Raw genomic sequence first — 19,323 nt, 5'->3', positions numbered from 1 at the left:
TCGCGAGCAAGCTCGCTCCCACAGGTCTGCGTACAGTGCATCCAATGCGTGCAGCCTCACCGGTGCAACACAAACTGCCCGACAAAGCGCACGGCCTTTTCTTCGCTTGATACAAGTATGCAGGGGCGAGCGCGCTCTTGTGGGAGCGAGCCGGGCGACGCTTCGCGTGCTCGCGAAGGTGATGGTTCAGACGATGAGTTTTCGCAGATTGCACTGGCCTCTTCGCGAGCAAGCTCGCTCCCACAGGTCTGCGTACAGTGCATCCAATGCGTGCAGCCTCACTGGCGCAACACGAACTGCTCGACAAAGCGCACGGCCTGTTCTTCGCTTGATACAAGTATGCAGGGTCAAGCGCGTTTTTGTGGGAGCGAGCCGGGCGACGCTTCGCTTGCTCGCGAAGGCGATTGTTCAAGCGATGAGTTTTTGCGGATTGCACCGGCCTCTTCGCGAGCAAGCTCGCTCCCACAGGTCTGCGTACAGTGCATCAACTGCGCGCAGCCTCACTCACCGGTGCAACACAAACTGCCCGACAAAACGAACAGCCTGTTCTTTGCTGTCCTGCTCGCTGATGCCGGTGTGCAGGGTCAGGCGGGCGCGGCCTCGGCGTTGGTAGGTGGCGATGAATTTGTCCCACTGCGCCAGCTCTGGCGCGTCGCAGCGGACGATGGCGTCGCTGCGTACCGGCAGTGGATAACTGATCTGCCCGTCCTGAATCACGATATGCCCATCGGTGATCCCGGCCTCGCGCAGTCGCAGGTGCAGCCAGCCCCAGCCCGCCAGTACTGCGCCGCAATACAGACTGCCGCCGAACAGCGTGCTCTTGTGATTGACGTTGGGTGCCAGCGGCAGGTGCAGGCGCAGTATCTGGTTGTGCCAGTCGATCACGCGCATGCCCATCTCGCGGGTCAGCGGAATATCGTGGTGCAGCACCTGCTCCAGTGCGTGGGCTGCGTCATGTTCAGGCTCAATCGGTGTCATCGGAAGCTCCGCTGCTGTCGCCAACCGTCAGGCCATGCTTGCGCAATTTGTCGTGCAAGGTCTTGCGCGGCACACCCAGCGCCTCCGCCAGGCTGCGTACCGAGCTGTGCGGGCGCGCCAGTTCGGCGGCGATCAACGCGCGCTCGAAGCTTTCCACCTGATCACTCAAACCCCCGCCCGGCGGCGGTGCCTGTTCTGTATCAGCGCCTTCCAATTCCAGTTCCAGACCCAGCGCAAAGCGTTCGGCGGCGTTCTGCAGTTCCCGGACGTTGCCCGGCCAGTTATGCCGCAACAGCAGCGCGCGCTGGCCCGGTTTGAGTTCGTGCTTGGGGATGCCGTGGCGCATGCTCGCGGCATCGGCATAATGTTCGAACAGCATCAGCGCATCCTCACCCCGTTCGCGCAACGGCGGGATGCGCAGCGAGGCCACGTTCAGTCGGTAATACAAGTCCGCCCGGAAGCGGCCCTGATCGGCCGCGTGACGCAAGTCTTCCTTGGTCGCGGCGATGATGCGGATGTCCAGCGGGATCTGCTGATTGCTGCCCATTCGCTCGACCACGCGCTCCTGCAGCAGGCGCAGCAGCTTGACCTGCACGTCCAGGCTCATGCTTTCGATTTCATCGAGAAACAGCGTGCCGCCGTTGGCAAATTCGAACTTGCCGATACGCCGCTTCTGCGCGCCGGTAAAGGCCCCCGGCTCGTGACCGAACAGCTCGCTTTCCACCACCGATTCAGCCAGCGCCCCGGCGTTGATCGCCACGAACGGGCCGCTGCGGCGGTTGGACAGGTCGTGCAGCGCGCGGGCGACCACTTCTTTGCCTGCGCCGGTTTCACCGAGGATCAGCACGTCGGCTCGCGTCCCGGCCAGTGCGCCGATTTGTTCGCGCAGACGCAGGATCGGCGGCGACTGACCGATCAGGCGTGTGCTCAGTTGTTGGCGATCACTCAGGGCCAGGCGCAGGCTGCGGTTATCCAGCACCAGACGGCGCAGCGCCAGGGCACGGCGCACGCTGTCGAGCATGGCGTCGCTGGCGAAGGGCTTTTCCAGAAAGTCGTAGGCCCCGGCGCGCATGGCTTTCACCGCCAACGGTACATCGCCATGCCCGGTGATCAGCAGCACCGGCAGGTCGGGGTCCTGCGCGTGAAGCTGGTCGAGCAGCTCCAGGCCATCCATGCCCTGCATGCGAATATCGCTGACCACCACGCCCGGCCAGTCGCGGCCAATGCGTTCGGCCAGCCCGGTTGCCTCGGGCAGCGACAGAACGTTCAGGCCAGCCAGGTCCAGCGTCTGACGCAGTGCCTGACGCAGGTGCGAGTCGTCGTCGATCAGCACCACCTGAATCTGGCTGTCGATGGCTGTGTCCGAACTCATGCAGAAAGGTCCTCTGGCGGTTGAAGATTGGCTCCGGAAGCACCGGCCCGCAGGCGCAGGGTCAGCAGCGCACCGCCGCTGGGATGGTTGGCGAACAGCAACTCGCCGCCCAGCGCGCGCATCAGCGTATCGCAGATGGCCAGACCGAGGCCAAGGCCCTGAGTGCGGGTCTTGGTCGTAAAGAAGGGCTCGCGAGCCCGTGCCAGCGCTTCCTGGGAAAAACCGGGGCCGTTGTCACGAATGTACAGGTTAACGCCCTCGGCGGTTTGCTCGACACTTATCCACAGCCTGCGCGGCGGGCCTTTCTCGGTGAGGGCGTCCAGCGCGTTGGCGAGCAGATTGCCGAGCACCTGACGCAGGCGGGTTTCACCGGCCTGCACCCAGATTGTGGCGTCCGGCAGGTCACGGATCAGTTCGACTTCCATGGCGCGCCGCCGCTTGGCCAACAGCGCCAGCGCATCTTCCAGCGCCGGTTGCAGTGCCACGCTTTCAGGGGCGTGGCGGTCGCGGCGGGCGAAGGCGCGCAAGTGCGCGATGATCGAGGCCATGCGCCCGGTCAGTTCGCTGATCAGCTTGAGGTTGCCGCGTGCGTCCTCGGTGCGCTGATGATCGAGCAGCACTTCGGCGTTTTCGGCGTAACTGCGGATGGCGGCCAACGGCTGATTCAGCTCATGGCTGATACTCGCCGACATGGTGCCCAGCGCCGTCAGTTTGCTGGTCTGCACCAGTTCGTCCTGAGCCTGCACCAGTTCCTGCTGCGCCTGTTCGCGCTCCAGCACTTCCTGACGCAGCCGGCTGTTGAGCCCCTCCAGATCGCTGGTCCGTTCTATAACCCGCATCTCCAGCTCGCGGCGCGCCTTGGCCTCGAAAGCGATGCGGTCCAGATAATGACGACGACGCTGCATCATCAGGCCCAGCAACAACATCAGCACCAGCAGCGCTGCGCCGCCAATCGCCACCACCGTGCGCACCTGACGGTCGACAAGGGCGCGAGGCGCGAGGATGTTGACGTTCCAGCCGGTTTCTTCGATGGCTTGGGTCTGGGTCAGCCAGGCGTGTTCATCGATTCTCAACGGGCGCGGATCGCGGGTCGGGTAGGACTGGATCGCGACGATGGCTTTTTTCTCGTCATCGGTCAGGTCACGTGTCGCCCGAAAGCGCCATTCGGGGTTGGACGTCAGAATCACCACACCGTTCTGGTCGGTCAGCAGCAGTTGCTCGGGCGTCTTGCCCCACAGGGTTTCGGTGTGGTCCAGATCAACCTTGACCACCAGTACGCCGATGATCCGCTCACCATCACGCACCGGGCCGGCAAAAAAGTAACCACGTTTGGCAGAGGTCGTGCCGAGGCCGAAGAACCGCCCGGTTCTGCCCGCCCGTGCATCAATGAAGTAGGGCCTGAACGAGAAGTTTCGGCCAATGAAGCTGTCCTTCTGCTCCGAGTTCGAGGCCGCCAGGGTCAGGCCGTTTGCGTCCATCAGGTACATGACATCGGCACCGGTCTGACGCGTGATTTCGCTGAGCAGACGGTTGGCGTTCGCCAGGGTGGGTGTGTCGCCCGGCGCCGCCAGTGCGGCGCGCAAGGCAGGCAGGTCGCCGAGGATCTGCGGCAGGGTTTCGTAACGGTGCAGGGTGCCGAGCAGGTTGGCGACGTACAGGTCCAGGGTCTGGCGATTCTGATTGGCCAGCACGTTGCGGTAATAACGTTCGGCCAGGTGTTCCAGCGGCCACAGCAACGGCGCCAGGCAGAGGGCCAGAAGGGCGAGGCTGCGCCAGCGAGGGCGGCGCGGCAGTGCGGGAGTCATGGTCATCGATTGGCCGTCGCCGAAGGGTTGACGATGCCTGCTGGCGATCACGCCGCAGCAGGCAACAGAAACACCCGGTCGATCCTGACGTGGGCATCAGGCGCGTATTATGCCCGCCGCCGGCTTGTCAGGCACCCGGACATTGCGCCGGGCGGCCTTGGGTCGGGGGCTCAGGCAAACAGATCGGCTTCTTTCAGACGCTTGCCTCGCTGATCCTTGGCCGACAGGCTGGGCTGGCCGTCGAACTGCCAGTCGATGGCCAGATCCGCATCGTCCCAGGCGATGCAGCGCTCGGCAGACGGTGTGTAGTAGTCGGTGGTCTTGTACAGGAACTCGGCATGTTCGCTGAGTACCACGAAGCCATGGGCAAAGCCTTCCGGAACCCACAGCTGACGGGCGTTTTCAGCGGACAGCTCGACGCCGACCCACTGGCCGAAGTTCGGCGAACTGCGACGAATGTCCACGGCGACATCCAGCACCTTGCCGACTGTGACGCGCACCAGTTTGCCCTGGGCATTTTCGATCTGATAGTGCAGCCCGCGCAGAACGCCGCGCTGCGAGCGGGAGTGGTTGTCCTGCACGAATTCGCGGGTCAGGCCGGTGGCAGCCTGAAAAGCCTTGGCGTTGAAACTTTCATAGAAAAAGCCTCGTTCATCACCGAATACCTTGGGTTCGAGAATCAGGACTTCCGGCAATTTTGTTGCGACTACGTTCACGTGGCTTCCCCTGCAATCTTCATTAAGTGGTGGCGACTCGACAGTCTGCCCTGAGGCGCGCCTGCCGAGAAGGGTGCTGATCAGGCAATCAGGTCTTTAGGCTCGCTAAAACCCAGTCGTTCGCCCTGATAACTGCCGTCCTGAACCCTGCGGCACCAGTCCAGGTTATTCAGGTACCACTGCACGGTCTTGCGCAGCCCGGACTCGAAGGTTTCTTCGGGCGTCCAGTCCAGCTCCTTGTCGATCTTGCTGGCGTCGATGGCATAACGCTGATCGTGGCCCGGACGGTCGACCACGTAGGTGATCAGGTCGCTGTACTGCGCGACGCCTGCCGGGTGCTGCGGCGCGAGCTCATCGAGCAGCGCGCAGATACCGCGCACGACGTCGATGTTTTTCTGCTCGTTGTGGCCACCGATGTTGTAGGTCTCGCCGACTTCACCTTCGGTCACGACCTTGAGCAGTGCCCGTGCGTGATCCTCGACGTACAGCCAGTCGCGCACCTGCAGGCCATTGCCGTACACCGGCAGGGGCTTGCCCGCCAGGGCGTTGAGAATCACCAGCGGGATGAGCTTTTCCGGGAAGTGGAACGGCCCGTAGTTGTTGGAGCAGTTGGTCACCACCACCGGCAGGCCATAAGTGCGGTGCCAGGCGCGCACCAGGTGGTCGGACGCAGCCTTGCTTGCCGAGTAAGGTGAGCTGGGCGCATACGGCGTGGTTTCGGTGAACAGATCATCGACACCGTGCAGGTCGCCATACACCTCATCAGTGGAGATATGGTGGAAGCGGAACGCCTGGCGCTGCGCTTCCGGCAGTTTCAGCCACCAGGCGCGCGTGGCTTCCAGCAGGCTATAGGTGCCGACGATGTTGGTCTGGATGAACTCGGCCGGGCCATCGATGGAGCGGTCGACGTGGGACTCAGCCGCCAGGTGCATGATCGCCTGCGGCGCAAAGCGCTCGAGCACCGCACTGACGCGGGCCTGATCGCAGATATCCGCCTGCACGAACTCATAGCGCGTGTCGGTCGCAATGGACTGCAACGATTCAAGGTTGCCCGCGTAGGTCAATTTGTCGAAGTTCAGCACTTCGTGTTCGGTGTTGTTTATCAGGTGGCGGATCAGTGCAGAGCCGATGAAACCTGCGCCCCCGGTAACGAGTATTCGCATGAACTGACCTTCTTGTGTGTTCTGGAGTAATGCAGCATAGCGCTTGAACGCGTATGACAGGATCGGACCATTAAACCCGAGCAGCAGGTCGAATAAAACTCCGGCTGTTTCCCGACCTGGGGTGCAGGTGCGGATTGGTCGCGCAGCGCAATCCCCTTATAGTCAATCCCCTGTAGTTGTGCGACTGCCCATCACGCCTGGCTCAACGAGTCTGGCCTGACAACAATAACGAGGTTTTCCATGCCGCTTGCCACGCTCATCCGCCGATCCAGTCTGCCTTGTCCCGAGGTCAGCGTGGACCAGGCGCTGCAATTGCTCTCCGAGCACTACGGGCTGAGCGGCACCCTGAAAGCGTTGGGCAGCCAGCAGGATCGCAACTTTTTACTGGATACCGGCACGCGGCGTTATGTGCTGAAGATCTGCCACGGGGCTTATTCGACCACCGAGCTGAACGCCCAGCACGCGGCGCTGCATCATCTGGCCGGCCACAGTGCATTCAATGTGCCGGGTGTGATCCGCGCCAACGACACCGAGCGGTTACTGTCGGTCGACATCGACGGTCAGGCAGTGCATGTGCGCCTGCTCGAATTCATCGACGGGCAATCGCTGGGGCATGTCGAGCATCTGGGCCGTGACATCGTGGTTGAGCTGGGCGAGCTGTGTGCCCATGTGGATATCGCGCTGGCCGATTTCGACCACCCCGGTCTGCAGCGCATCCTGCAGTGGGACCCGCGCCACGCCCATGCGTTGATCAAGCACCTGCTGCCGGTGATCAAGGATGCCGACGCCCGCGCCTGTCTGATCGAAGCCGCCGAGCAGGCTCATCGCCGTCTGTTGCCATTGATTGCGGCACTGCCGATCCAGGCGGTGCATCTGGAGATCTCCGAGCACAACGCGGTCTGGCGGCGCGAGGCGGGGCATCCGTGGCAATTGCAGGGGCTGATTGATTTCGGCGATCTGCTCAGTACCTGGCGAGTGGCTGATCTGTCGGTGACCTGCGCGGCGCTGCTGCACCATGCCGAGGGCGATCCGCTGTACATCCTCCCGGCCATTGCCGCCTATCACGCCCTCAATCCGCTGAAGATCGAGGAATTGCAGGCGCTCTGGCCGCTGATCGTCGCTCGATCCGCAGTGCTTGTGCTCAGCAGCGAACAGCAGGCCAGCGTCGAGCCCGGCAATGCGTATATCCAGGCCAACCTTGCCGGGGAATGGAACATTTTCGATGTCGCCACTTCGGTGCCGATGGCGCTGATGGAAGCTGCCATTCTGCGCGCGGTGGGTCTGGACCTGCCGCCTGTCGAACAGCCTGCCTATTCGCCGTTGCTGCCCAGCCTGGCGGGGCTTCAGCCGGTGCTGGTGGATCTGGGCGTGCTCAGTGAACACTTCGTGGCAGGCAACTGGGAACAGAGCGGCATCGATGAATATCTGCTGTCGCAAGCGGCCGGGGACGGTGGTCTGGCAGCCAGTCGGTTCGGTGAATACCGTCTGTCACGCACCTTGCCTGACTGCGCCCGCGAGCCGGAGACCTTTGCGCTGCATGTCGAGTTGCACGTGCCCGCCGCAACGCCGCTTCATGCGCCGTTTGGTGGCACCTTAAAGCTGACGGCCGATGCTGCGGTGCTGTTGGTCGGCGAGCGCATCAGTTTGAAGTTGTGGGGTGTGTTGCCGGAGGCTTCGCTAGCGGGTCAGGTGGCGGCGGGCTCGCTGATCGGGCAGGGCGGTGGCTCACTGTTGCTGCAATTGTGCACGGCGCCAGACCTCAGCCCGCCGCTGTTCACTACACCGGCCTGGGCAGATGCCTGGCGCGCAATCTGCCCGTCGCCATCGGCCCTGCTGGGTTTTGATTGTGACGCGCCAGCCTTGCAGGATGCCGCGCAATTGCTGGCGCGCCGCGATGCCAGCTTTGCCCGCTCGCAAAAACACTACTACCAGGCCCCGCCGCAGATCGAGCGCGGCTGGCGCAATCACCTGATCGACATGCAGGGCCGCTCCTATCTGGACATGCTCAATAACGTCGCGGTTCTCGGCCACGGCCACCCGCGCATGGCCCACGAGGCGGCGCGGCAGTGGTCGCTGCTCAACACCAACTCGCGTTTTCACTATGCAGCGATCGCCGAGTTTTCCGAGCGTCTGCTCAAGCTGGCACCCGAGGGCATGGACCGCGTGTTTCTGGTCAACAGCGGCACTGAGGCCAACGACCTCGCGATCAGGCTGGCGTGGGCTTACAGCGGTGGCCGCGACATGCTCAGTGTGCTGGAGGCGTATCACGGCTGGTCGGTGGCGACCGATGCCATTTCAACCTCGATCGCCGACAACCCGCAGGCACTCAGCACCCGCCCCGACTGGGTGCATCCGGTCACCGCGCCCAATACCTATCGCGGGCCGTTCAGGGGCGCGGACAGTGAGCCGGAGTACGTGCGCAGTGTCGATCAGGCCCTTGCCACGCTGGCTGAGCAGCAACGGCAGGTGGCGGGCTTCATCTGCGAGCCGGTGTATGGCAATGCAGGCGGGATTTCCCTGCCGCCGGGTTATTTGCAACAGGTGTATCAGAAGGTCCGCGCTGTGGGTGGCGTGTGCATTGCCGATGAGGTGCAGGTGGGTTATGGCCGGCTGGGTCATCACTTCTGGGGTTTCGAAGAGCAGGGCGTGATGCCGGACATCATCAGCATGGCCAAAGGCATGGGCAACGGCCATCCGCTGGGCGCGGTGATCACCCGCCGTGAGATCGCCGAGGCGCTTGAGGCCGAGGGCTATTTCTTCTCGTCATCCGGGGGCAGTCCGGTCAGTTGCCGAATCGGCATGGCGGTGCTGGATGTCATGGAGGAGGAGAAACTCTGGGACAACGCGCGAATCGTGGGCGACCACTTCAAAGCGCGGCTGCAGGCCCTGGCCGACAAACATCCGCTGGTGGGCGCGGTGCATGGCATGGGGTTTTATCTGGGCATGGAACTGGTCCGTGACCGTTACACCCTGGAACCCGCCACAGAAGAAACCGCCCGCCTGTGCGAGCGCCTGCGTGAACTGGGCATCTTCATGCAGCCGACCGGCGACTACCTGAACATCCTGAAAATCAAACCCCCGATGTGCACCACCCGCCAAAGCGTGGATTTTTTTGTCGACAACGTATCGAAGGTGCTCCACGAACTGGAATAGAGGACGCAGAGCGTCCAGAACAGCATACCCACGCGGAGCATGGGCACGATAGGTGGCGCCTGACACCCATCGATCCTCACGCTCCAGCGTGGGAACGTCGTTCGTGACGCTCCGCGCTGATATGCAGGATAGGACGCAGAGCGTCCAGAGCGGCATACCCACGCGGAGCATGGGCACGATAGGTGGCGCCTGACACTCATCGTTCCTCACGCTCCAGCGTGGGAACGCCGTTCGTGACGCTCCGCGTCACACTCAGCTCGTAGAAATGAGCGTCGTCATGAGCTTTAAACAGATTAATATCGGCAAAATTCAAAAATTAATAAGAAAAAGACATTTATTTAGCTTTTAATGCCGATTTATATCCGTTATAAAGGCGTTCATAATCGTCATCGCTCGTCTGCTATGGTGTTAAGTCCTTTGCAACCGCCCCTGGAGATATTTTCATGAGCCGTATCGTTTCTGTCGCTGCTACCCAGATGGCCTGCTCCTGGGATCTGGAAGCCAACATCGAGACCGCTGAAAAGCTGGTACGTGAAGCTGCCGCCAAGGGCGCCCAGATCATCCTGATTCAGGAACTGTTCGAAACCCCGTACTTCTGCCAGAAGCCGAACCCGGACTATCTGCAGTTGGCGACTACCCTCGAATCCAACGTCGCGATCAAGCACTTCCAGAAAATCGCCAAAGAACTGCAGGTCGTATTGCCGATCAGCTTCTTCGAGCTGGCAGGGCGTGCACGTTTCAACAGCATCGCGATCATCGACGCAGACGGCAGCAACCTGGGCATCTACCGCAAGAGCCACATCCCGGACGGCCCTGGCTACCACGAAAAGTACTACTTCAACCCGGGCGACACCGGCTTCAAGGTCTGGCAGACCCGTTACGCGAAAATCGGCGTCGGTATCTGCTGGGATCAGTGGTTCCCGGAGTGCGCGCGCAGCATGGCGTTGCAGGGCGCGGAAATTCTGTTCTACCCGACTGCCATCGGCAGCGAGCCGCATGACAAGACCATCAGCTCGCGTGACCACTGGCAGCGCGTGCAGCAAGGTCACGCCGGCGCGAACCTGATGCCGCTGATCGCCAGCAACCGCATCGGCAACGAAGAGCAGGACGGCTACGACATCACCTTCTACGGCTCGTCGTTCATCGCCAACCAGTTCGGTGAAAAAGTCGCCGAGCTCAACGAAACCGAGGAAGGCGTGCTGGTCCACAGCTTCGACCTGGACGAGCTGGAGCATATCCGCAGTGCCTGGGGCACGTTCCGTGATCGCCGCCCTAACCTGTACGGCGCGGTGAAGACCCTCGACGGTTCGCTGGAGTCCTGATCGCCATGACCACGCTCAATAGCACGCCACGCGCCGACGGTTTCCACATGCCGGCCGAATGGGCACCGCAAACCCAGGTCTGGATGGTCTGGCCCGAGCGCCCGGACAACTGGCGCCTGGGTGGCAAGCCTGCCCAGGCTGCCCACGTCGCCATCGCCAAGGCCATCGCCCGCTTTGAGCCGGTCACGGTGGCGGTGTCCGCTGCGCAATACGACAACGCCCGTGCGCGGCTGGACATGCCCAACATCCGCGTTGTGGAAATGAGCAGCAACGACGCCTGGGTGCGCGACAGCGGGCCGACGTTCGTCATCAACGACCGTGGCGAAGTACGTGGCGTGAACTGGGAATTCAATGCCTGGGGCGGCTTTGATGGAGGCCTGTATGCGCCGTGGAACCTCGATTCGCAGTTGGGCAGCAAGGTACTCGAAATCGAGCGCTGCCCGCGTTACGTCACCGAAGGCTTCGTGCTAGAAGGCGGCTCGATCCACGTGGATGGCGAAGGCACGCTGATCACCACCGAAGAATGCCTGCTCAATCGCAACCGCAACCCGCACCTGACCCGTGAACAGATCGAAACGATCCTCGGCGATTACTTGGCTGTGGATAAAGTCATCTGGTTGCCGCATGGCCTGTTCAACGATGAAACCGACGGGCATGTGGATAACTTCTGCTGCTACATCCGTCCGGGCGAGGTGTTACTGGCCTGGACTGATGATCCCGAAGACCCCAACTACTCACGCTGCCACGCGGCATTGAGTATTTTGGAAAACACCCTTGATTCCAAAGGTCGTGCGTTTATCGTGCATAAAATGCCGATTCCAGGCCCATTGTTCGCAACAGAAGAAGAATGCGCAGGCGTCGATCAGGTGCATGGCAGCCAGGAACGCAACCCTTCGGTGCGTCTGGCAGGGTCTTATGTGAATTTTCTGATCGTCAACGGCGGCATCATTGCGCCCAGCTTCGACGATCCGATGGACGGAAAGGCCCGCGAGATCCTGCAAAAGCTGTTTCCAGAGCATGAGGTGGTGATGGCGCCAGGCCGCGAGTTGCTGCTGGGCGGGGGCAATATCCACTGCCTGACACAGCAACAGCCAGCCCCCCACAAGAACTAGCGCTTAGTAACTAGTTGTATCTAACAGCAACTAGTTGGTCTCGTTTTTGCTGTATTAAGCCCGTCATCTGATGGGCTTTTTTATGCGTTACCTTATAACTAAATTGGGTTCGTTTATCCGAATGACCCTAAATCAGACTGGCGAAAACCCGTTTTCTTAGCTTGACTGTCACATGGCATGTTGCCGCTGACCGAAAACTGACCCAGTAGAGGCTGTTCTGCCGACTGAAAACTGACCCAGGTGTTCAACTGCTTCTGCTCACTTTTTGAGCAGGAGAACACAGGGTGATCAGCATGGAAATGTTGGGAAAAATCCGGCGGATGTACTTCCGCGACAAGCTCTCGCTGCATCAGATAGCCAAGCGTACCGGGCTGTCGAGAAACACCATCCGAAAATGGGTCAGAGCGCCCGAAGCCAATCAACCAGCGTACCAACGGTGCGCATCCTTCAATAAGCTCAACCCTTTTCACGAGACCTTAGAGCAGGCGCTCAAGGCTGATTCGTTCCGGCCAAAACACAACCGTAGGAGCGCCAAGGCACTTTTTGAGCAGATCAAGGCCGAGGGTTATGACGGCGGTTACAGCCAGCTCACGGCGTTTGTCCGCTCTTGGCGGTGCGAGCAAGGCAAGTCTGTACGCGCTTTTGTACCGCTGACTTTTGCCCTCGGTGAGGCCTTTCAGTTTGACTGGAGCGAAGAAGGCCTGCTGATCGGTGGCCTGTTTCGACGTATCCAGGTCTCCCATATGAAGCTGTGCGCAAGTCGCGCGTTCTGGTTGGTTGCGTACCCCAGTCAAGGCCACGAGATGCTGTTTGATGCCCATACACGTTCGTTTGGAGCGTTGGGTGGCGTGCCACGTCGCGGCATCTACGACAACATGAAAACGGCTGTCGACAAGGTTAACAAAGGCAAAGGCCGCACGGTCAATGCCCGGTTTTCCGTGATGTGCGCGCACTATCTGTTCGATCCGGACTTCTGCAACGTGGCCTCTGGCTGGGAGAAAGGCATCGTCGAAAAGAACGTGCAAGACAGCCGGAGGCGAATCTGGCTCGATGCTCAAAATTGCATGTTCCATACCTTCGAGGAGCTGAACGTCTGGCTCGGCCAACGCTGTCGTACGCTCTGGGCTGAACTTGTACATCCGCAGTACAACGGTTTGACGGTGGCAGAAGCCCTGGAGCTGGAGCAGGCTGAAATGATGCCGATGCCGACGGCCTTTGATGGCTACGTGGAACGCACCGTCCGTGTCTCTAGCACCTGCCTGATCAGCGTGGCGCGCAATCGTTATTCGGTGCCTTGCGAGCGTGTGGGTCAATGGGTCAGCAGCCGTTTGTACCCTTCGCGAATCGTGGTCATTGCCGACGAAACGGTGATCGCCAGTCACGAGCGCCTCTTTGATCGAGATCAGATCGGTTTTGACTGGCAGCACTACATCCCACTCATCGAACGCAAGCCTGGTGCACTGCGCAATGGCGCTCCATTTGCTGATCTGCCAAAACCGTTACAGCTTCTTAAACGCGGACTGAGGCGTCACACCAACGGTGATCGAATCATGATGCAGGTACTGGCTGCTGTGCCCATCGCCGGTCTCGAACCAGTGCTGGTGGCGGTGGAGCTGGTACTTGAATCGGGAAGTCTGAGCGCCGATCACATCCTCAATGTCGTTGCCCGCCTGACCTCCACCGCACCACCTCCCTGTGTAGAAACCAGCCTGCAACTCAAAGTGGCGCCGGTTGCCAATACAGCACGCTACGACCGGCTCCGTACGACCGATGAGGAGAATCGCAATGCGTGACCTAATGACTGAACTCAAAGAACTGCGCCTGCACGGCATGGCCAGTGCTTGGGAAGAACTGGTCTCTCAAGGAACAGCGTCGACGGCTTCATCGAAATGGCTGCTGGAACATCTGCTTCAGCAGGAACATGCGGATCGCGCGGTGCGCTCGGTGAATCATCAGATGAACATGGCAAAACTCCCCATGCACCGTGACTTAGCTGGCTTTGACTTCAGCGCTTCCAGCGCTGATGCCCGGCTGGTCAGCGATCTATCCAGCTTGGCGTTCACTGAAACCGCGCAGAATGTCGTGTTCATCGGCGGCCCTGGCACCGGGAAAACACACCTGGCCAGTGCCTTGGCTGTATCCGGAATCACGGCCTGTTATTTCACCTGCTGTCCAAACTGTACGAACACACCAGCGTGGTCATCACCACCAACCTGAGCTTCTCGGAATGGTCGAGTGTGTTTGGCGACGCCAAGATGACCACCGCGTTGCTGGATCGGCTGACACACCACTGCCACATCGTCGAAACGGGCAACGAGTCCTACCGCCTACAACACAGCACATTGGCTGCCCAGACAAAGATCAAAACACGCGAACGAAAGCGAAAGGACGGAAATGATATCGAGGACGATGAGCCATTTTGATCCGCACCATAAATGCCCTGCTGCATGCGGTGGGGCTTGATGCGTCTTCAATCGGAACACTGCTGCTAAGCTTATCCACAATTGCTGGGGCAAAAATCAGCAATCCGTCCTGGGTCAATTTTCAATCGGCAGGGTGGGTCAGTTTTCAATCAGCGCCAACACCCCGACCTCAATCGTAACTCGGGCCCTGCTTGGCTCAAACGGAATCAAATGTTCATCAGTATCGACGTCATAAATATTCATAGCGAAGGCACCCACAGCTCCAGGTACTCGTCCAACGGTTCGATGATGTCGCACTCTAATTGTCGAGCAGCGATCAGGTGCCAAAGTAGAGAAACCCCTTTGCCCCGATAATGCCCGCCAAAGTGCCTTGCCAACAGGTAATGCACCGGCGCGACCTCCATATCACGGACGGTTTTCAGCACCATGTCGATGTCCTCCTGATCGAAAGACATACGCTCGAACCGCTCCAGAAAAACGATGTTGTCTAGCGGAAGACCCCGAATGCGGGACTCGTCATAAATGGTAAATGTCCAACCCTGCTCGCGAGCATAGCGCCGCGCGGCTTTCCATTTGCCCATCCAGGCGCGCCAATTTTTACGCCACTCATAGGCAGGCTTCACTTCCACCAACATTGGCCGGATGAATTGACTGGCACTCACGTCACCTTGATGGAAGTAGACGAGGTAATCCGGGGTGTAGATCTGGGCACGACCGGATGTGTCAATGAAGTCGATCTGACAAGGCTGGGCCACCACCGAGAAAACACGGTGGGAAAACCTCATTCGCTTCAGGAAATCACGCTCTAGCAACGACTCGAAGGGCACTCCTCCGGCCCCGCGAAAGGGCATGACTCCCGAGACGCTACGTCGAGTCGGTTTGATGCGTCGAACCTGCTGAATCTGATTGCAGCTATTTCCACTCATTCTCGATCCCGTAGCATCTAATTAAAAAATATTTTGCACTTATTTAGGAAACTCAAAACGAAGCTCTAAGGCTCTGAGCGTAGCTGGTTTGCAGCTATTTCGGAAGCCGACAGTGGCAGTCGTCCGCAACCTGGCGAAATCACGTTGGCGCATCACGGCGTTCTATTCCTTGATGAGCTGCCGGAGTTCGACCGCCGCGTGCTGGAGGTTTTGCGCGAGCCGCTGGAGTCCGGGCATATCGTGATTTCCCGGGCGCGGGATCGCGTGCGCTTTCCGGCGAGGTTCCAGTTGGTGGCGGCGATGAACCCGTGTCCCTGTGGCTATCTCGGTGAGCCGACCGGGCGCTGCCGCTGTTCCACTGAGCAGGTGCAGCGCTATCGCAACAAGTTGTCCGGCCCGCTGCTGGACCGGATCGACCTGCACCTGACCGTCGCCCGCGAAGCTACCGCCCTCAACCCTGACCCGACCACCAGTGAAAACACCGCCAGTGCCGCAGCTGTGGTCGCTGAGGCGAGACACCGTCAGCAACGTCGTCAGGGCTGTGCCAATGCGTTTCTCGATCTGCCGGGGCTGCGTGAGTACTGCGCGCTGTCCAGTGTCGATGAAAGCTGGCTGGAGACGGCGTGCGAGCGTCTGACCCTGTCGTTGCGCTCAGCGCATCGATTGCTGAAGGTGGCGCGGACTTTGGCGGACCTGGAGCAGGTGGATGCGATCAACCGCAGCCATCTGGCCGAGGCGTTGCAGTATCGGCCCTCAACCAATTGACCGTCCAAACGCAAAAACTCGCCGTCAACGATCAAGTCGACGGCGAGCCTTGGGTCAGCCAAAGAAGCTTACATGCTGCTATAAAGCGGGAAGATCCCCATCAGCAGCGCGGCAACCAGGATGCACATGCACACCAGAATCGCCCATTTCAGGGTGAAGCGCTGGTGGTCGCCGAACTCGATACCGGCCAGAGCCACCAGCAGGTAGGTCGAAGGCACCAACGGGCTGAGCAGGTGGACCGGCTGACCGACGATCGAGGCGCGGGCCATTTCCACCGGGCTGATGCCGTAGTGGGCAGCAGCTTCGGACAGCACTGGCAGTACGCCGTAGTAGAACGCGTCGTTGGACATGAAGAAGGTGAACGGCATGCTCACCAGCGCGGTGATCACGGCGAGGTACGGGCCCAGCGCATCCGGGATCACGGCCAGCAGGCTTTTCGACATTGCGTCGACCATGCCGGTGCCGGACAGGATGCCGGTGAAGATCCCCGCGGCGAAGATCAGGCCGACCACCGCCAGTACGCTACCGGCGTGGGCCGATACGCGGTCCTTCTGGTCCTGCAGGTTCGGGTAGTTGATGATCATCGCGATACTGAACGCGATCATGAACAGGACCGGCAGCGGCAGCAGGCCCATGATCAGGGCGACCATCAGTGCCAGGGTCAGGGCGGCGTTGAACCAGATCAGCTTTGGACGGCGCGCGTCAGGGAATTGCGAGACGCTGATTTCGCTGTGGTCGACTTCATCACCCTGCAGGTGCAGTTCACCCAGTCGGGCACGTTCGCGTTTGCCGTAGAAGTAGGCAATCGCCAGGATCGCGATCACACCTGCCAGCATGGCCGGGATCATCGGTACAAAGATGTCGGAGGCATCGACGTGCAGGGCGCTGGCCGCACGAGCGGTCGGGCCGCCCCAGGGGGTCATGTTCATCACGCCGCCGGCCAGAATGATCAGGCCGGCCATGATGCGCGGGCTCATGCCCACGCGGCTGTACAGCGGCAGCATGGCGGCAACGCAGATCATGTAGGTGGTCGCGCCGTCACCGTCGAGGGACACCACCAGCGCCAGCACGGCGGTGCCGACCGAAATGCGCATCGGGTCGCCCTTGACCATTTTCAGGATCTTGCGCACGGCCGGGTCGAACAGGCCGGAGTCGATCATCAGCGCAAAGTACAGAATGGCGAACATCAGCATCACGCCGGTCGGCGCCAGCTTGGTGATACCTGCCAGCATCATCGGACCGATCTGCGACGCGAAGCCACCGAACAGGGCGAAGATGATCGGAACCAGGATCAGTGCGATCAGCGCAGTCAGGCGCTTGCTCATGATCAGGTACATGAACGCAATAACCATGGCAAAGCCAAGGAAAGTCAGCATGGGAATACTCCAGACGTCATACGGCTACAGAACGTGAAATGAACGAGTCAGCTCAGCAGATCGGTACGTGGAGTGGGGGCGCAAGGAGAGTGTGGAGCGAGAAGTCAGCAAGCATCGGAATCACCATTATTGTTGTTAATTGGGCCTGAAACACCTTGGAGTCCGTTCCTGGCTAACCGGTCTTTTTGCCGGAAGTGAGCTGATGCTAATTGGCCAAGCTTTCACCGAGCTTTCATTCGGCAGTTGCCGGAATTTTATTGTCACAGGGATTATGGGCATGAACGGGAGAAGCACGGATGAGCGATATACACTCGGGTAGCTGCCATTGCGGCGGGCTGCGTTATCAGTTCGATGCGCCGTTGCGGGACATCGCTCACTGTCATTGCTCCATCTGTCGACGCACCTCGGGTGCAACGGTCGTCAACTGGATAAGTGTGCCGCTGGCGTCGTTCACGTGGCTGACAGGCTTATGACTCTGCACCCAGCTGCGTCCGCTATTTCTGCGGCAAGTGCGGCGCTCAGCTGGCGTTGTTCACGCGCAACAGCCCGGACGAGATCGACGTCACCATTGCGACGCTTGACCAACCTGAGCTGGCTGCGCCCTCTCGACACATCTGGATAGAGAACCGGCTTCCATGGCTACGCCTGGATGAGGACCTGCCGGGGGTTGAAGGCGAGCCTTTCTAAGGTTCGAGGGGAGAGTGCCAAGGCCGGAGCCTTCGGCACTATTCGTACGTTACATCCGCAGGTTACTTGCTGAACTGTGACGCCAGTTCGCGCAGCAGCACCTCGGCCTCGAGCACCTTTTTCACCGATTCGTTGGCCTTGTCGCGGGTCAGGCCCAGGCGTTCGAACAGTTCGTCCGGGATATCCTGTTCGGGACCGGAGCCGATACCGTTGGCTCGCAGCAGTCGCACCGCCAGATAGACCAGGTTGGCATAGACGTGATGCTCACCCTTGTAGTGCGGGTCGTGCTGGAAACGCAATGCGATGGCGAGCTCATCCGGCATGTCCCAGTAGCGCATCAACCACGCCCCGATCTGCTCGCGGCTGATGCCCAGCAGGTGCTGTTCGATAAAGCTGTGGTGCAAATGCGGGTTCACTTCCAGTTGGCGGCAAATCAGGGTGAAGTGCGGTGGAAACACGTGCGCCAGCAGCAGGTAACCGAAGTTGTGCAGCAAACCGGCGAGGTAGCTCAGGCCACCCTCCGGACGGCTGGCGCGCGGAATGGCGCGGGTCAGGCCTTCGATGACGGCAGCGGTGTAAATGGATTGCTGCCAGTACGGCGTGGTCTGTTGCGGCTGATCCTTGGGCAGGCTCAGGGTTTTACCCAATGCAAGGCCCAGCGCCAGATTGATCACCAGATCGAAGCCCAGTACACGGATGATTGCGTCTTCGACAGAGCGAATCTTGCCGGTCGACGCGTAATACGGCGAAGCGGCCCAGCTGACGACCTGAGCGGCCAGCGCAGGATCGGTTTCGACGACGCCGGTGATGTCATCGATGGTTGCGTCAGGGTCGACACGCAGTTTGATGATTTTCTGCGCAGTGCCGGCCAGCGGTGGAATCTCCAGAGTCGCTTCCAGGCGCTGCTGGATGCGGCGCGCCGTGAAGACATGCATGGCTTGGGTGATTTCTGCCGGATCGTCGTGAGGACGATCAAGATTGGGATGAATCTTCGCCAGCGGCTCGCCGAAGTTCGCCGCACTGGCCTTGTTCACCATGACTTTGAACGCATCATTGCTGATTTCCAGCAGCACGCCTGGCTCGCCCGAGCCCACCAGCAGCATGGGCTCGTCCAGCAGATGTTTGTCGTAAAGGCACGGTGAGCTAGTCAGTGCCGGGACCCCCGGCAGCACTTGCAGGTTGTGCTTGGTGAGCATGCGCTGCAAGCGATCATGCGGCACAGCGGTCAGTTGGCGGCCGGTCAGCTCGGTGATGCGGGAGAGGTCGAGCAACTGGCTTTGCGGAAACAGGATAAGCAACGCACCGACAGCATCCTCGACCAGCACGGCCTGCACCTTGCGCGCTGGAGGGAGGTTCTTTTCGTCCACGACTTCGTTGTAGCTGATAGCCAATTTTTCAAGCAGCTGTCGGATTACCGGCGGCGCATGGTGCGGATCATTGACGTGGGCGACTTCTGTCATGAGCTATGTCCAAATTCCTACATTTTCTGAAGTATAACCACGTTATTCGATTTGGGTCGCACGCG

12 protein-coding genes and 3 pseudogenes are annotated in these 19,323 nt (G+C 60.3%); 7 read left to right on the top strand and 8 right to left on the bottom strand.

The genetic code is table 11. From position 1 onward, the window contains the following. Nucleotides 1-504 precede the first annotated feature (504 nt). The 5 genes from PCPL58_RS27475 to rfbB form a co-directional block, all read right to left on the bottom strand. Nucleotides 505-978 carry a YiiD C-terminal domain-containing protein gene (locus PCPL58_RS27475; RefSeq protein WP_065350895.1) on the bottom strand — a complete coding sequence of 158 codons (474 nt, stop codon included), beginning with the start codon at nt 976-978 and terminating at the stop codon, nt 505-507. Then, the gene (locus PCPL58_RS27470) at nt 965-2,350 is read right to left on the bottom strand and encodes a sigma-54-dependent transcriptional regulator (protein ID WP_065350894.1); all 1,386 of its coding nucleotides are present in this window, start codon (nt 2,348-2,350) and stop codon (nt 965-967) included. Before PCPL58_RS27470 ends, PCPL58_RS27475 begins: the two co-directional genes overlap by 14 nt. Then, nucleotides 2,347-4,155, bottom strand: a complete 1,809-nt coding sequence (locus PCPL58_RS27465; RefSeq protein ID WP_032609702.1) for a sensor histidine kinase — start codon at nt 4,153-4,155, stop codon at nt 2,347-2,349. Before PCPL58_RS27465 ends, PCPL58_RS27470 begins: the two co-directional genes overlap by 4 nt. Before the next feature lie 170 nt (nt 4,156-4,325). Further along, nucleotides 4,326-4,871 carry a dTDP-4-dehydrorhamnose 3,5-epimerase gene (gene rfbC, locus PCPL58_RS27460; protein WP_065350893.1) on the bottom strand — a complete coding sequence of 182 codons (546 nt, stop codon included), beginning with the start codon at nt 4,869-4,871 and terminating at the stop codon, nt 4,326-4,328. Nucleotides 4,872-4,951: 80 nt separating this feature from the next. Next, a complete protein-coding gene (gene rfbB, locus PCPL58_RS27455; RefSeq protein WP_003372283.1) occupies nt 4,952-6,034 on the bottom strand; it encodes a dTDP-glucose 4,6-dehydratase in 1,083 nt (360 codons plus the stop codon). Nucleotides 6,035-6,274: 240 nt separating this feature from the next. On the opposite strand from rfbB, the gene PCPL58_RS27450 reads away from it, so the two are divergent. From PCPL58_RS27450 to PCPL58_RS27430, 5 genes and pseudogenes are all read left to right on the top strand, one after another. Next, nucleotides 6,275-9,187, top strand: coding sequence for an aminotransferase (locus PCPL58_RS27450; RefSeq protein WP_065350892.1), 2,913 nt, complete (start codon nt 6,275-6,277; stop codon nt 9,185-9,187). A 443-nt stretch (nt 9,188-9,630) separates the two neighbouring features. Further along, a complete protein-coding gene (gene aguB / locus PCPL58_RS27445; protein ID WP_003372277.1) occupies nt 9,631-10,509 on the top strand; it encodes an N-carbamoylputrescine amidase in 879 nt (292 codons plus the stop codon). Nucleotides 10,510-10,514: 5 nt separating this feature from the next. Further along, the gene (gene aguA / locus PCPL58_RS27440) at nt 10,515-11,621 is read left to right on the top strand and encodes an agmatine deiminase (RefSeq protein WP_065350891.1); all 1,107 of its coding nucleotides are present in this window, start codon (nt 10,515-10,517) and stop codon (nt 11,619-11,621) included. A 293-nt stretch (nt 11,622-11,914) separates the two neighbouring features. Continuing rightward, nucleotides 11,915-13,414: an IS21-like element ISPsy20 family transposase gene (istA, locus tag PCPL58_RS27435; RefSeq protein ID WP_104685637.1), complete on the top strand. Its 1,500-nt coding sequence runs from the start codon at nt 11,915-11,917 to the stop codon at nt 13,412-13,414. Beyond that, nucleotides 13,407-14,044 (top strand): annotated as a pseudogene (locus PCPL58_RS27430) (ATP-binding protein). Before istA ends, PCPL58_RS27430 begins: the two are co-directional and overlap by 8 nt. Nucleotides 14,045-14,283: 239 nt before the next feature. On the opposite strand, the gene PCPL58_RS27425 reads toward PCPL58_RS27430, so the two are convergent. Continuing rightward, nucleotides 14,284-14,829, bottom strand: a complete 546-nt coding sequence (locus tag PCPL58_RS27425) for a heteromeric transposase endonuclease subunit TnsA (protein ID WP_065351119.1) — start codon at nt 14,827-14,829, stop codon at nt 14,284-14,286. Between the two features lie 255 nt (nt 14,830-15,084). On the opposite strand from PCPL58_RS27425, the pseudogene PCPL58_RS27420 reads away from it, so the two are divergent. Further along, nucleotides 15,085-15,735, top strand: a pseudogene (locus tag PCPL58_RS27420) (ATP-binding protein); the annotation flags it as partial. Nucleotides 15,736-15,803: 68 nt separating this feature from the next. On the opposite strand, the gene PCPL58_RS27415 reads toward PCPL58_RS27420, so the two are convergent. After that, nucleotides 15,804-17,111, bottom strand: coding sequence for a CitMHS family transporter (locus PCPL58_RS27415; protein WP_003432156.1), 1,308 nt, complete (start codon nt 17,109-17,111; stop codon nt 15,804-15,806). 296 nt (nt 17,112-17,407) lie between these two features. On the opposite strand from PCPL58_RS27415, the pseudogene PCPL58_RS27410 reads away from it, so the two are divergent. Beyond that, nucleotides 17,408-17,798, top strand: a pseudogene (locus PCPL58_RS27410) (GFA family protein). 62 nt (nt 17,799-17,860) lie between these two features. Here PCPL58_RS27410 and PCPL58_RS27405 read toward each other — a convergent pair. After that, nucleotides 17,861-19,258: an aminoacyl-tRNA deacylase and HDOD domain-containing protein gene (locus tag PCPL58_RS27405; protein WP_065350890.1), complete on the bottom strand. Its 1,398-nt coding sequence runs from the start codon at nt 19,256-19,258 to the stop codon at nt 17,861-17,863. Nucleotides 19,259-19,323: the final 65 nt, after the last annotated feature.

This window comes from Pseudomonas cerasi, from assembly GCF_900074915.1.
In the GTDB taxonomy this organism is placed as follows: domain Bacteria; phylum Pseudomonadota; class Gammaproteobacteria; order Pseudomonadales; family Pseudomonadaceae; genus Aquipseudomonas; species Aquipseudomonas cerasi.
Note: the sequence above shows the minus strand (reverse complement) of the source record. Positions and strands in the feature narration are given on the sequence as shown.

Excerpts from the sequence above, each read along its gene's own strand:
- PCPL58_RS27475 (WP_065350895.1), bottom strand. The coding sequence starts at position 978 with ATGACACCGATTGAGCCTGAACATGACGCAGCCCACGCACTGGAGCAG.
- PCPL58_RS27470 (WP_065350894.1), bottom strand. The coding sequence starts at position 2,350 with ATGAGTTCGGACACAGCCATCGACAGCCAGATTCAGGTGGTGCTGATC.
- PCPL58_RS27465 (WP_032609702.1), bottom strand. The coding sequence starts at position 4,155 with ATGACTCCCGCACTGCCGCGCCGCCCTCGCTGGCGCAGCCTCGCCCTT.
- rfbB (WP_003372283.1), bottom strand. The coding sequence starts at position 6,034 with ATGCGAATACTCGTTACCGGGGGCGCAGGTTTCATCGGCTCTGCACTG.
- PCPL58_RS27450 (WP_065350892.1), top strand. The coding sequence starts at position 6,275 with ATGCCGCTTGCCACGCTCATCCGCCGATCCAGTCTGCCTTGTCCCGAG.
- aguB (WP_003372277.1), top strand. The coding sequence starts at position 9,631 with ATGAGCCGTATCGTTTCTGTCGCTGCTACCCAGATGGCCTGCTCCTGG.
- aguA (WP_065350891.1), top strand. The coding sequence starts at position 10,515 with ATGACCACGCTCAATAGCACGCCACGCGCCGACGGTTTCCACATGCCG.
- istA (WP_104685637.1), top strand. The coding sequence starts at position 11,915 with ATGGAAATGTTGGGAAAAATCCGGCGGATGTACTTCCGCGACAAGCTC.
- PCPL58_RS27425 (WP_065351119.1), bottom strand. The coding sequence starts at position 14,829 with ATGAGGTTTTCCCACCGTGTTTTCTCGGTGGTGGCCCAGCCTTGTCAG.
- PCPL58_RS27415 (WP_003432156.1), bottom strand. The coding sequence starts at position 17,111 with ATGCTGACTTTCCTTGGCTTTGCCATGGTTATTGCGTTCATGTACCTG.
- PCPL58_RS27405 (WP_065350890.1), bottom strand. The coding sequence starts at position 19,258 with ATGACAGAAGTCGCCCACGTCAATGATCCGCACCATGCGCCGCCGGTA.